Below are 14,131 nucleotides of genomic sequence, written 5' to 3'. Positions count from 1 at the left end.
CCCCCCTTGATAAGGGGGGTGCCGATCCCCCCTGCCCCCCTTGATAAGGGGGGTGCCGATAGGCGGGGGGATCCCCCCTTTAATCCCCCCTTAATAAGGGGGGTGTCTGAAAACTTTTAACACCTACCTACTTAGTTTGTGCTTTTTAATTTTTTGAGAACTAGCCAAGCATTCGTTTAGTTGTGTCAAGATTTCCTCTTTATTTAAATTTCTGCCGATAAAAACTAACTGATTCTGAGGAGATGTATCCCATTCTACCGCTTGCAGATCGTAACGAAGACCGCTCAATTGAAAAATATGTTTTAAATCGCTTTGTTGAAACCAGAGAATCCCTTTAGCTCGAAAAACATTTACTGGAATTTTTTCCGTGAGAAAAGGCTCAAATTTATCTAGATTAAATGGTTTATCGCTAACAAAGGAGACAAAATTAAAGTCTTCAGGAGATTGATTATCACTGGAGCTTTGGCGATTTTTTTGAAAGTCTCTCAACTGGACTTTATACAATTCTTCTTTAGTTAAACCTAGATCTAACAATAAACCCAAAGGAACCTGACCATAACTACTTTTTAGGAGTCTTATACCCTCTTTTTCTCGACGAATAAACTTTTCTAAATCATCTAATTTCTTGGGACTGACTCGATCTATTTTATTGAGAATTACCACGTCACCATAACGAATTTGACTAAGGGCAATATTACTATCAAAATGATCGGCAGTAAAGGTTTCAGAATCCACGAGGGTAATAATAGAATCTAAGCGAGTCAGATATTTTAATTCCGTGGCCAGGAAAGTGAGGATAATTGGCAAAGGATCGGCTAATCCTGTGGTTTCAATGATTAGATAGTCCACGGGTATTTCTTTTTCTAAGACCTGATAGACTGTCTCAATTAAACTATCATTAATCGTACAACAAATACAGCCATTACTCAATTCTACCATATCTTCATCGATGGAAACAAGCAATTGAGAATCAATATTAATATCCCCAAACTCATTGACTAAGACGGCAACTTTTAACCCTTCTTTATTGTCAAGAATATGATTGAGTAAGGTGGTTTTTCCACTCCCTAAAAAACCAGTAATAATCGTCACAGGCATTCCTGATTTAGGCAAGCAAGGGAGGGAATCGGAGAGGGGAATTATCAAAGAACTCATGGCAGCTAACCCACTTGTAAGTTAATTAATTGGCAGAAAATAGGCTTTTCTCAACCCTGTTAAATTCGTCTGGAGGGGATCAATCTCCCCTATTTGCTGGTTTATACAAAAGCTTCAGAGATTAGTTTTAGATAGGATCGCCGTTTGCATTTTTTCTAATAAATCTGCCAGCGTCATCGAACCTAAATCACCCCCTTGTCGAGTGCGAACACTTAGAGTTTTACTGCTAACTTCTCTTTTTCCAATCACAGCTAAGACAGGGATTTTTTCTAGTTCTCCTGTACGAATTTGTTTGCCTAAACGCTCACCACTTTTATCGATTTCCACTCGATAACCAGCTTGTTTTAACTGCACTGCTACCTCTAAAGCATAATGCTGCTGTTCATCACTAACGGGTAATAAACGGACTTGAATAGGTGCTAACCAGAGAGGAAAATCTCCCGCATAATTCTCGATTAAAATACCAAAAAATCTTTCCAAAGAGCCAAAAATAGCTCGATGAATCATAATCGGTCTTTCCCGAGTACCATCCCTAGCGACATATTGCATATCAAAGCGTTCTGGCAAGTTAAAATCGACCTGAATCGTGGAACATTGCCACATTCTACCGATCGCATCTTGAATTTTTATATCAATTTTTGGACCATAAAAAGCCCCACCTCCCTGATCCTCAATATAATCCCACTTTTTAGCATTTAAGGACTCAATTAAAGCTGCGGTTGCCAATTCCCAAACACTATCGCTACCCACGGATTTACTGGGACGAGTCGATAAATTTACCTCATAATTAGTAAAGCCAAAATCGGAGAGAATTTTCTCGGTTAAATTTAAAACTCCTAGAATCTCTGCGGCAATTTGTTCGGGCAAACAAAAAATATGAGCATCATCTTGAGTAAAACCTCTTACCCGCATTAATCCATGTAAAACCCCCGATCGCTCGTAACGATAAACTGTGCCTAATTCTGCCCATCTGAGGGGAAATTCTCGATAGGAATGCAGGTCATTTTGATAGGTTAAAACATGAAAAGGACAATTCATCGGCTTAATTTGATAGCTTTGCTGTTCTAACTCGATCGCCTCAAACATATTGTCGCGATAAAAGTCCCAATGTCCAGAAGTTTTCCACAGATCTAAATTAGCTAGATGGGGAGTATAAAGAAATTGATAACCCGCTTCTAAATGAGCTTGGCGCCAATAATCTTCGATTAAATAACGCATTGTTGCACCCCGGGGATGCCAAAAAACTAAACCGCCACCGGCATCTTCTTGGATGCTAAATAATTTTAATTGTTGTCCCAATTTGCGATGATCTCGTCGCTGCGCTTCTTCTTTTTGTTGGAGATAATTTTGTAATTCTGCGGGGGTTTGCCAAGCTGTGCCGTAAATTCGCTGTAATTGCGGCTGTTTTTCATCTCCTTGCCAATAAGCACCCGCTACACTCTCCAAGACGAAAGCATCTGGGTTAATTTCCCCCGTCGAGTTGAGATGGGGTCCCGCACACAGATCCCACCAAAATTCTTCCGGGGGAGAAACAGCGCCATCAATTAACGAGGGTTCTCGATCGCTCCGTCCTGCGTCCGGACTACCGATAAAATAACGGGTAATGGTTTCATCTGGGGGAATTCTCTCTAAAATTGACCGTTTGTAGGGTTGATTAAGGCGCTCGATTTCTGCGGTAATTTCGCTTCTTTCCAGCACTTCTCGGATAATTGGCAGGTTTTTCCCGATAATTCGCCCCATTTCTGCCGCTATTTTCTCCAAATCTTCGGGGGTAAAGGGTGTTGGGCGATCGAAATCGTAGTAAAATCCCGTTTCTGTCCAGGGACCAATAGCGACTTTGGTTTCAGGAAAGAGATTTTGTACAGCCATCGCTAAGATATGGGCGCAAGTATGGCGTATTTTTACGATTTTTTGCGAATCTTCTTCGATAACGGGGCTTTCTGCTAGGGGGGACTTAATCTGATTGACCATTGCCTGCTAAAATGATAATGATTATCATCTTAGCAGAGGAGGGCTGATGTCTGAGAGAAAAATGCGCTCAAATCCTCTAGCGGCAAGCTCAACGCTGATAGCTTACCGCTCAAACTGGAAGTCTCCCTACTTTAAAAAGCAGGTATTATCGACGATATTCTCAACTTAACAGCCAGAATCCAGGTTATGATGACGAGAAAAGAAACTGAGAAAACAGGTTTCTTCAAGAAACCCATTTTCTGATTTTCCTGAATTTCTCGCTCAAAATCCCGACAATCGAGTGCCTCTTCCGAAAAGGCACGCATTGGATGCACCGCACTTTTCAAGCGATAATCTCCGGTACAAAAAACACAGCGACTACAGGGAATTCGATGCAGCTTTTGCAACTGCCGGCGCCCTTGGGCAACAGCAAGAAAAAGAGCAGTAAAAAAAAATAAGAGAACGAGCCAGATTGCGATCGGACAAAAGAGCGGTATTAGCCTTAACATAAATCTCGATTTTTGTCAATTAAGGAATAATTACAGTTTGCTCAGAAAGAAATTCCTGTGGAACTAGAGATCGCCAGAAACTAAAAATCTCTTGACTGACGCTGTAGGGGTGGGAATAGTGGAAAAAATAACGCCCTTTGTGACAACTCCAAATGCGATCGCCTGACTTTAACCAGGGTTGCCATCCCTGCAATAAATGCTGATCGATAATCGTATCGATATCTCCCCCACAGACTAACAGGGGTACGGGAACTGTCCCCGGGGCGAAATGGGCATTCTGATAGAGATTATGGGGAGAAAGGGACAATAATAAATCCTCTTCCAAGAGATAGCGATATTCTTGGGTTAAAGCGCAGGATTGATGACCAAAAAGATTGTGAACCGATTGATTGAGCAGAGTTTGACGAGAACAAGGCAGTAATTTTGATAGCACATAATAATGAGCTTGCCAATCGATCGCCGGATAGACTCCCACAGAGAGCAAAGTTAAGGATTTTACCCTTTCTGGATAACGACGCGCATACAGTAATCCTACTAATCCCCCCGTGCCGTGGCCGACTAAATGCAGCGGTTGATCGCATTGTTTCAGGTAATCTTGTATTAATACCAAGGCGATATCAAGAGAAGCTGGCTGATCAAGAGATTGACAGTATTGCCAATCAGCGATCGCAATTTCCCGGGCTAAAAAATCCAACACCGGGCGATCAAAACGGCGAAAACTGGGGTTAACATTAATCCAAACTGCATCAGGTAATCGAGACATAATAATCAAGGATATAGGGGATTTTTCAGTGATCAGTAAACAGTAATCAGTAATTGGTGAAAAGAAAGCTGCGAACTAGCCACTTAATACTATTCACTGATAACTGATAACTGATAACTGATTGATAGCTAACTAAACGCCAAATTCGCCCTTAAGTCCCGCGACCCAAGTTTTGATCCGTTGTTCAGTTAAATCGGATTGGTTGTCTTCATCGAGGGCTAAACCGACAAATTTGCCATTTTTTAGGGCTTTCGACTCGTTAAAATCGTAACCTTCTGTCGGCCAATAACCGACAGTTTTACCCCCTAGGGAGGCGATTTTTTCTTCCAGTATCCCCAGAGCATCTTGAAAGTTATCCGCATAACCGATTTGATCCCCCATCCCGAAATAAGCGACCTTTTTGGAGACGAAATCAATGTCATCCAATTCATCGTAAAAACCCTCCCAATCGCTTTGTAATTCGCCGATATTCCATGTGGGACAACCGATAATCAGGGCATCGTAGGGGGCAAAATCCTCGGTAGAAGCGGAGGAGATATCGTGTAATTCTACAATTGCCTCACCTCCAAATTCTTTCTGAATCATTTCCGCCACCGTTTCGGTTTTGCCGGTTTGCGTGCCAAAAAATAAGCCAATTTTTGCCATAAAATTTGTCCTTGTTGCGAAATAAGTGAGTTTAACTCTTAATTCTCCTTGATAGGGAATAAAGCCCCTGATTACAGTTTTCTCCCTCTGAAACTGGCATTTCCTGCCGGCAAGAACTACAGTACCAATAAGAGCGAGAGCGTCCAATGTGATGCAGCAATTTGGTGTTACAACAGGGACAGTAAGGCATAAGGGACAGTTAGAAAGATTGATCAGCGGGGAAAATTAGGAAAATCGATAGTTTATCCTAATCTTCCTTGAAAAAACTAGGCTTCTATCGCATTTAAGGCTTTTTCTACTCGTTTAAAGTCAAAACCCATCGCGCGTAAAGCGTGCCAGAGATGACCTTGTAAAAAGAAGAAAGCGAGGAAAAAGTGGGCATTAGCTAACCAACAGCGCGCCGTATGCACTCCAAAGGGCAATTTCACCGTGTCGGCAAAGTAGGGAGCAATTCCTAACTTCACTTCTAAAATTGGCCCGTAAAATTCGACTGGATAAGCGAGGGTATTTACCCCACAGAAATAGGCGGCCACGAAACCAGCGAGGGCAATTCCGCCCAAGGAATAGGATAAAATGGCTTCTCCGGAGAAAATCAGCACATTTCTCGCCCATTTGAGCGGGGGAACGATAATATGCCAGACACCGCCCCCAATTAACATTAAACCGACGTAGATATGACCACCGACTAAATCTTCGAGATTGTCCACAGTAGCGAAGTGGGTTTGATAGCCATAGATAACCCAAGGATCGAGGGTTGGTTCACTAACGACTCGGACAGCGCCGATAGTTGCGTCGTATAATCCCCCCCAGTACATAGCTCTGGCCACTAATAATAATGCAGCTATACCTAAAAAGAGCAGGTGATGACCGAGAATAACTCCTAATTGTCGGGGTTCACTCCAATCGAAATGGAATTTTTTCCCCGGACCGGAGGAATCTTTCAGGGTTTCTGGGACTCTTAACAGGTGAAATAAGGCTCCTGCTCCCAAAACTGCCGAAGAAATCAGATGAATTGAGCCAATCACGAAAAAGGGATAGATATCGATGATTTGCCCCTTTTCTCCGACTCCAAAGCCTAAAGTGGCCAGGTGCGGCAGTAAAATTAAGCCCTGTTCTGCCATGGCTATATCGGGGCGATACTGGGAAATTTCAAATAAGGTGAAGGCTCCTGCCCAAAAAGCGATTAAAGCAGCTTGAGCAACGTGGGCAACGATAAATAAGCCTGATTTATCGGCAAAACGGGCATTTCCTGCCCACCAGTCGTACTCGATCTGAGGATTATCGTAGGTCTGCATGGCATCTTTTAACGAAAATAGAACCAAGCTTATTGATAATAATATGCAATAAGCTTTAAGTCTTAGTCTAGAATAATTCTCAATAAAGTCAAGTTAAGAATTGTTACAGTTGCTCGGCATACTTTAATACATCAGTATTTTTAGCCTGATCAGCCTTTGAAAATCAAGGCTTTTCAGCATGAATCTTGGATCGCAGCTAGAGTAATCACCTCAAATAATTGAGAATAATTATTAATTAATTTTTAACAAAGACTAGAGGATAATTAGCTTGTCATCACTTAAACAAGCCTGTAATTAGGGTCTGCTGAAAAAGTTTTTCCTGGGGGTAGGAGTCAGTAGCCGGTCGTCAGGAGTCGGTCGTTTCAGGCTTTGTTGCCCTTGTTTTTTGTACCAAGCGATGTACCACAAGAAGGATAATGCAAGGTTTTTGAAAGTCCCAATCCTATTTTCGCAGCACTAACATCGGACTTTAACAGGTCAAAAGCCTTATTTTAAAAGGGTTTTACCATTATTCAGCAGCCCCTAATTATAACCAGCCACTTACTGACATGGGTACAAGGTCAGCCAGACAATAAATAGGGCAAGCTCCCTAGGGAGCGCAATTTGGTCATTTAGGGATCGCTGACTGAAACTTCTGATCTTCTTGAGGAATATATGGCATCAGGTTACTAAGGTCAATGGTAGGATTACCACTAAAAGTTCCTTGCTGACCGTAAAATGACCTGAGCATCGCTGCAACAATACGCGCTTTGGCAATATACTTTCCATAACTTTCGGGTTGAATATTAGGGTGTTGAGAAATTAAGTCGGTTTCTTCCGTCCGTAATTCATCGATTTTTTGGTTGAGTTCTTCGTAAGAATTTGGCTCTGTAACTTTTCCTCCTAGATAGACAGCGTTGCTCAGTCCAAGAATAGAAAGAAAGTTTGATGGTAAAGTAAAATTCGCCAGATCTGAACCAATACCGACCAATAAGCTAGCAGCCACCAACAAGCTAAAACCTGATAGTTGAAAGCTGTAAACATCCAATGATCCACCACTTTTGATTAAGTCGCTCCATTTTGCATCGTCTAATTTTGGTTTTCCCCCCTCGTAACCTTTTTCACCAATGGTCAGCCATTGATGATTTCGCAACCAGGCCCAATTAGAGAATGTCAGTCGTTTATTTCCCAATGCGATAACCTTGGAACCAGTTGTGCCAACGGCACTGATACCTAGTAGTAAAAGAATGTCATCTGATAGCCCACTCAGCGCTCCACAACTGGCCAGGGTGTATAGAAGTCGAAATAGCACCACTAAGGTGAAACCAAAAATTTGAAAATTGGAAAGACTAGCTTGACCAAACTGTCCTGCTGTCAAAGCTACAGGCTTAACCCATAATTTGCTAAAATTATAGTTGTTGTCCAAGCTTACCGACAAAACAGTAATTGTATAGAAACCCAAAACACCCCCTAATGCTATGAGGAACGGGAAGAGAGAGAACTTTGCACCAGTCCCACATTGAATTTGAGGGGAAGGTGTTGTCGTAACAGTTGGGGAGGTAGTTTGAGGGGAAGGTGTTATAGTAACAGTTGGGGGGAGAGTTTGGGCTAAGGCACTGTTAACTAATCCATAGGGAAAAGTCAGAAAAACAGTAGCTAATAATACAGCAAGTATCGATTTAACAATTGATTTTTTCATTGTTATTCACCTCTTTTTCCTGGCTAAAACTGGAGCGATGTATGGGGTTTTAGGTTCAATTATGCCCTTTACCTCCTTTGATTCAATGGTTGGCAAATCTTCATATTTTTGACTCCTTGATAACTTCAACAGAACGGTTAACGAAGGCAGGGGGCAGGGGTCAGTTTTTGTAACGGGGATTTATGCCCTGCTTCAAAAACTTTTCGCCTTAAGGTGAGGTTTTCGACCCGATTTTTTCGCTCAATTGCTCGAATGAATGAGCATGGTGCATTCCCAAAAAACTATCGGTGCGGCAGTAGGAGCCACATCAGGGAAGGCACTCTACAGCTATGGCAATCGCACTCCTAGGAATAAGCAGTGTTAGACATCTTTTAGCTCTTCAAACCTTGACAAGAGCCTAGGAGGAACTAAGAAAATCATTTTAATGCGAGAGTTGATCGGTTTTGTTTCAATCTTGATGAATTTTGGTTGGAAATTATCTCCATTCTCATCCTTAGATTTGACGAAAGCAAAACAGGTAAATTCAATAGATTTAAGGAATTCAAGGAGCTTGTTTGTCGGATAAATTTCCGACAAGACCAAAGGTTGATCTCGAATTAGAAGATTTTTGCCACCAATTAGTATATCGAAGTCTGCCCCTTCAGCATCTGTTTTGATACAGGAAACACTCAGTGACGGATAATCAGACATCAATTGATCTAAAGTATTTACCTTGACTGTCACCTTGTTCTCTTGGGTACTATGCCTAACCAGCGAATTTAGTTCAGGTATTGAGTTCAAATTAAGATCCATAGTGCCAGGCTCGGGAAAAAGTGCTTCTTCTAGAACATGACAATTGGGAAACTGGGAAAGATTTCTCTTTAAGTGTTCAATCATTCTCGGATCGGGTTCAAAGGCATAAACCTGATTAGATGAAGGAGCAGCCAGTAAACTGTAATAACCAATATTAGCCCCAACATCAATAAAGTCTTTATTAATATCTAAGAACCGATGAAGGATAATTTCATATCCCCAATCTAACTTGCTTCCCTCGAGGAAAATTTCCGTTCCGAATCGACTATTATAGGGCAGAGTCATTTCTACATTATTAAATAGAACCATTTTCTGGTTGAGCTTGGTTATTTTATAAAATGCTCGTACTACATAGCGGGATAGGAAATCCCAGCCGCCAATCTCTCGAACCAATCCAAGAAAATAACTGAACTTATGCAAATAAGTAGTTTCTTTAAACATATACTCTCACTTCAAGTTAGCCATGGAGGCATCTAAATATTAATTATACCGCTCTCTGCGGTCGAGCCTCCTCCTCTGTCCTACTATCCTACCCCATCGGTCCGACACCCCCTCAATAAAACCCAATACCGCACTGTGGGGTCTAATCACTATCGATGACTAGGTACTTATGAACTATGGCATTGATATTCTCGATTTTAATTAAAATGACTATAGTTATGAATCGTTAAATGTCATGTTAAAGAATGTTAGGCTTTTCTTCCGATTGTTGTTGACAGCCTTATTGTTAACTATTGTTTATTCTGTGTTCTCACTTGCGACAACGAACTTGGCAACACAGCAGCCAATAAATTGGAAAATTGTCATTGCTCCACAGTTTGATGATGCTGGCTCTTTTTCGGAAGGATTAGCTAAGGTCGGAACAGGAAAACCCTTAGATATAGATACATATTATGGTTTCAAAGAGATCGATAACTATGGTTATATTGACTTAAAAGGTAAAATAGTAATTCCCCTCCAATTCAAACAAGCGGGGGATTTTTCATCAGGTTTGGCTTGGATTGGCATAGATTCTGATGGGAATGGAAGTGTAGAGCGATATGGTTACATAAATCAAACAGGAAAAACTGTAATTGAGCCACAATTTGAGGACGCTGGTAACTTTTCATCGGGATTAGCACCAGTGAAAATTGATAATAAATGGGGCTATATTAACAAGCAAGGGAAGATAATGATTTCCCCTCAGTTTGATTCAGCCTCAGAATTTGCTCAAGGGTTAGCTGTGGTAGGAAAAGAGACAGAAGAACCAGATTATTCTTACCAACAAAAGTACGGTTATATTAACCAAAAAGGAGAGCTAGTGCTTCCTTTTAAATTCTCTATTGCTTATAACTTTTCTGAAGACTTAGCCGCCGCACAATCTCAATCTGGTAATGGATATATTAATCAAGAAGGCAAATTTGTCATTAATCGTCCTGATTTTGATACTTTTGTTTCGGGAAATTTCTCATCAGGATTAGCCTCTGTAGAACTGAATGAGGGAGCTTGCTCGGCTGCCAACTATTGCGATTATAGCTATATCGATAAAACTGGGAATGTAGTTATTAAATCGCCCGAAGATGATCCCGAAGATGATGTAGATTTGACAGGGACGCAGAGTTTTTCTGAAGGGTTAGCTGCTGTAGCCACCAGTGGTGGAGGTAGAGATGCCGGCGGCTGGTATCCTGCTACTAATTGGGGTTATCTCGACAGAAACGGCAAATTTGTTATTTCCCCCCAATTTGATGATGCGGGCAGTTTTGCTGAAGGTCTAGCACCAGTAAAAATTGAAGGGAAGTACGGTTATATTGCTCTTGGGGCAAGAATTCTCAAAATTGACAAAGTAGTAAAATACTGTATTGATAAAAAGTGTCCTCCACCCCCTTAACTAGGGCGGTTTAATCACCTCAATTTGGGCATAATTACCGCAGAGGGTAGTCTAGCACCCCAACCGAGCAGCTTCTAGCACATTTAAGGTAAAGGGGAAATTAAGAATTGTTGCCATTCTACAACCAAACGTCTAGAATGGTCATTAATTTTTGTGCATGGTCGGGTCTTCTAACCGAAGGCATTGACGAAAAACACATTGTATCTGTCCTAGAGGCACTATGAAAAAGCTTAAGCAATACTGGACTGCTGAAGCACTGGAAAAAGACTTAGGCGATCCTCTCAATCCCGATAACCCTCTATCCTACAAGCGGGTGATCGAAATTGACGAGAGCGAAGAATTTCCCCACGAGGAAATTCGCTGGTTATACGACTGGAAACTCCAACACTACTACATTCCCACCGATTGCGGCGGTGAATTTACCTCTTTTGAGGAATTTGTCGCTTTTGTGCGGGTACTTTCCCGACGGGATCAAACTATCGGCATCGCTTTTACTACCCTATTCTGGTCGTTTTTAAACTGGATGGCGGGAACCCCAGAACAGAAACAGAAGCTCGCCCGTTTTATCATGGATGACTATGGGGCGATGTGTCTGGGTTACTCGGAAAAGGAACACGGCAGCGATCTGATCAATGGTGATCTAACTGCGACGAAGGTGGAAGGAGGTTATATTCTCAATGGTGAGAAATGGCCGATTAACCGGGCGACTATCTCTGGAATTTCCTTTATTTTGGCGAAAACCGATGCTAACGGCGGTCCGAAGTGTTTAACCCTATTTATGGTGGATAAACGGCAATTAGACCCCGAAAAATACTATAATTTGCCGAAAATATACACCCATGGTGTGCGGGCCTCGGATATGAGTGGCATTGGTTTTAAAGATTGTTTCGTCCCCGATTCCATGCGTTTACGGGAGGAGGGAGACGGTTTAGAATTAGCCCTGAAAGGTTTCCAGATTACCCGAATGTTGTGCGCTGCTTTTTCCCACGGGGCAGCCGATACCGCTTTGAGAACTACCCTCAGTTTTGCCGTTAATCGGGTAATCTATAACAAAACTGTGATGGATTTGCCCCAACCCCGGCGCACTCTCGTGGATGCTTTCCTTGACATCCTTATTTGTGATTGCGAGACGATTCCGGCTGCGAGAGGTTTTCATATTATCCCCGAACAGTTTAGCGTCTGGGCTTCGGTGGTAAAATATTTTGTTACTGTCCGTCTGGAGGAGATGGTTAATAGTGTTTATGTGGTCTTGGGATCGCGTTTTTATATGCGAGAAGAACACGAATTCGGCATCTTCCAGAAGCTACTGCGGGATAATTCGATTATCAGTATGTTTGACGGCAGTTCGATCGTCAATCTTCATGCTTTAATCCTACAATTGCGTCCTTTAACCAAATATCGGGCTAAACGCAACTTGCGCACTATGTCGGCGTTAAAAAGCCGTTTAGAGGCGATTTTTAGCCTAGAAAAGTCAGTTCCTCCCTTTGAACCCAATAATTTAGAATTATTTGGCCGGGGAATGGATGATTCCCTACAGGGTTTAGAGATTGCCCTTGATATGCTGGAAGGATTGAAAAATTCTGACGAAGTGGACCCAGAGGTATTAGAAAATCTATTGATGTTGGGTAATTTAGTTTTAGAGGAACTAAATGCTCATGATGAACAGATTAGTCAATCGAAATTCGAGTATGGTCACGACCAATCACCCGAATTGTTCGAGATTGCCAAGAAATACTGTACTTTACACGCTGCTTCTGCTTGTTTACACACTTGGCTTTATAATCGTTCCATCTTGGGTGAATTTTTTGCCCGGGGGGAATGGTTGGTGTTGAGTTTACACCGATTACTGCGAACTCTCCGGCCGCTGCCTTACACTCTATCTGAGGTGTATGTAGAAAATGTTGCCCAAGAATTGCTGAAATTATATCGAGAAAATCAACATTTTTCGATCGTGCCTTTTCAATTAGCCCATTCACAAACTACCGAGGAAAAAACCCATGAACTCCAACTCCAATCTTAATAATCTCGTACAAAATTGGTTAGTTAAACAGTTAGCCGATCAGTTATCTTTGGATGCAAAAACGATTAATGTGACTGAACCTTTAACCCGTTATGGTTTAGATTCTATCGATGCGGTAACGATGGTGGGTGATCTAGAAGATTGGGTCGGTCAAGAGTTACCTTCCACCCTTTTCTGGGATCATTCTACTATTGAAAAAGCGTCTCTTTTCCTAGTAGAAAACTACGATCTTTCTAATCTTTCCGGTGAGGAAACCCCCGCAGAAGTTGCTCCCGTCGCTGAAAAAGCTGAACCGGCCGTTAGTGGTGGCAAAGGTTGGAGTTTATTCGGTCGTCGTTAATTTTAGGTGTAGGGTGGGTTAGGCGACGACAATTTATGCTAGGGAAAATTATCTAGTATTCGCCGTAACCCACCTATATTATTTATCAATTGGCTCTGTTCTCTACTCACCAGTATAGGAATTGCTAAGTACCTAAACAAAATTAATTACCCATTTCTCCGTAAAGCAACAATCGCTGTATTTCTTTTCTGTTGCCCGTTCCGCAGTTCCGGAGTTCCCTCTCACCACTAGGAAATTTATTTTGTACGACTACTTATAAATTGAAATATACAAAAAAGGGCGCTCAATTGAGCGCCCTTTTTTCCTACTAAATAACAAAAATTATCTCAAGAGATACACCAGTAAAAACAGGATAATCCAGACCACATCGACGAAATGCCAGTATAATTCTGCCGCTTCCACCCCAAAATGAGATTGACTAGAATAGTGGTCTTTTTGACGAGAACGCCAGAGGACAGATAGAATCAGCACTAAACCGAAGGTAACGTGGAGACCGTGGAATCCGGTTAAGGCATAAAAAGCGCTGGTGAAAACATTAGTTGTCAGACCGAATTCAGCGTGATAATATTCGTATCCTTGACCACAAAGGAAGATAATTCCCATCAGAGCAGTAATGCCGAACCACAATTGTAAACCGGCATTATTGTTTTGTTTAATCGCCTTTTGTCCTATGTGCATAACAAAACTACTGGACACCAGAATAATTGTGTTAATTGTCGGTAGGGTTAACTCTAATTCTGGCGTGCCGGCGGGGGGCCAAACGGGTAACATGGTACGGTAGAACAAGAAAGCGGCAAATAAGCCTAAAAAGATGGAACTTTCCGCCACTAGAAACAAAACCACACCGAATAAGCGATGATCTGGGTGGCCATGATGCCCGTGTTCCACCGTTTCGTGATGATAATTGACAGAGAGTTGAGAATCTTCGAGCGTTGAACCTTGCATGATTGAATGTCCTTAGTTTACACGGGAGACGGGGAGTGGGGAGATGGGGGGATAGGGTGATAGGGGGATAGGGTGATAGGGAGATAGGGTGATAGGGAGATAGGGAAATTTCAGCTAAATTCCTCACTACCCCACTACCCCACTACCCCACTACCCCAACACCCAACCCCCA

At 42.0% G+C, this 14,131-nt stretch carries 12 protein-coding genes; 3 read left to right on the top strand and 9 right to left on the bottom strand.

Annotation, left to right across the window (positions count from 1 at the left end; genetic code table 11):
- Window positions 1–123: 123 nt before the first annotated feature.
- The 8 genes from O9290_RS23065 to O9290_RS23030 form a co-directional block, all read right to left on the bottom strand.
- Complete coding sequence (locus tag O9290_RS23065) at window positions 124–1,155, bottom strand: CobW family GTP-binding protein (RefSeq protein WP_288054901.1); 1,032 nt, start codon at window positions 1,153–1,155, stop codon at window positions 124–126.
- Window positions 1,156–1,269: 114 nt separating this feature from the next.
- Entirely contained in the window at window positions 1,270–3,126 is a 1,857-nt protein-coding gene (thrS, locus tag O9290_RS23060) for a threonine--tRNA ligase (RefSeq protein WP_288054899.1), read from the bottom strand.
- A gap of 131 nt (window positions 3,127–3,257) precedes the next feature.
- Entirely contained in the window at window positions 3,258–3,614 is a 357-nt protein-coding gene (locus tag O9290_RS23055) for a hypothetical protein (protein ID WP_288054897.1), read from the bottom strand.
- Between the two features lie 19 nt (window positions 3,615–3,633).
- Window positions 3,634–4,377 (bottom strand): alpha/beta hydrolase, encoded by a 744-nt coding sequence (locus O9290_RS23050; protein WP_288054895.1) that lies wholly within the window; start codon window positions 4,375–4,377, stop codon window positions 3,634–3,636.
- 132 nt (window positions 4,378–4,509) lie between these two features.
- Window positions 4,510–5,022, bottom strand: coding sequence for a flavodoxin FldA (gene fldA, locus O9290_RS23045; protein WP_002760221.1), 513 nt, complete (start codon window positions 5,020–5,022; stop codon window positions 4,510–4,512).
- A 266-nt stretch (window positions 5,023–5,288) separates the two neighbouring features.
- Complete coding sequence (locus O9290_RS23040) at window positions 5,289–6,317, bottom strand: chlorophyll a/b binding light-harvesting protein (RefSeq protein ID WP_002760223.1); 1,029 nt, start codon at window positions 6,315–6,317, stop codon at window positions 5,289–5,291.
- A gap of 607 nt (window positions 6,318–6,924) precedes the next feature.
- Window positions 6,925–7,995: a hypothetical protein gene (locus O9290_RS23035; protein ID WP_008202052.1), complete on the bottom strand. Its 1,071-nt coding sequence runs from the start codon at window positions 7,993–7,995 to the stop codon at window positions 6,925–6,927.
- Between the two features lie 360 nt (window positions 7,996–8,355).
- Window positions 8,356–9,228, bottom strand: coding sequence for an FkbM family methyltransferase (locus O9290_RS23030; RefSeq protein WP_288057273.1), 873 nt, complete (start codon window positions 9,226–9,228; stop codon window positions 8,356–8,358).
- 235 nt (window positions 9,229–9,463) lie between these two features.
- Between O9290_RS23030 and O9290_RS23025 the strand changes: the two genes are divergently transcribed.
- The 3 genes from O9290_RS23025 (at window position 9,464) to O9290_RS23015 (ending at window position 13,014) form a co-directional block, all read left to right on the top strand.
- Window positions 9,464–10,654, top strand: coding sequence for a WG repeat-containing protein (locus tag O9290_RS23025; protein WP_008202055.1), 1,191 nt, complete (start codon window positions 9,464–9,466; stop codon window positions 10,652–10,654).
- 220 nt (window positions 10,655–10,874) lie between these two features.
- A complete protein-coding gene (locus tag O9290_RS23020; protein ID WP_288057276.1) occupies window positions 10,875–12,674 on the top strand; it encodes an acyl-CoA dehydrogenase family protein in 1,800 nt (599 codons plus the stop codon).
- Window positions 12,652–13,014, top strand: a complete 363-nt coding sequence (locus O9290_RS23015; protein ID WP_004163872.1) for an acyl carrier protein — start codon at window positions 12,652–12,654, stop codon at window positions 13,012–13,014. Before O9290_RS23020 ends, O9290_RS23015 begins: the two co-directional genes overlap by 23 nt.
- Window positions 13,015–13,335: 321 nt before the next feature.
- Here the strand turns inward: O9290_RS23015 and O9290_RS23010 are convergent, their stop codons facing one another.
- On the bottom strand, window positions 13,336–13,959 hold the full coding sequence (locus tag O9290_RS23010; RefSeq protein WP_287737635.1) for a cytochrome c oxidase subunit 3: 624 nt from the start codon (window positions 13,957–13,959) through the stop codon (window positions 13,336–13,338).
- Between the last annotated feature and the right edge of the window lie 172 nt (window positions 13,960–14,131).

The organism is Microcystis sp. LE19-41.2A (assembly GCF_027530405.1).
Taxonomy (GTDB): domain Bacteria; phylum Cyanobacteriota; class Cyanobacteriia; order Cyanobacteriales; family Microcystaceae; genus Microcystis; species Microcystis aeruginosa.
This window is presented reverse-complemented; position numbering and strand designations above follow the sequence as displayed.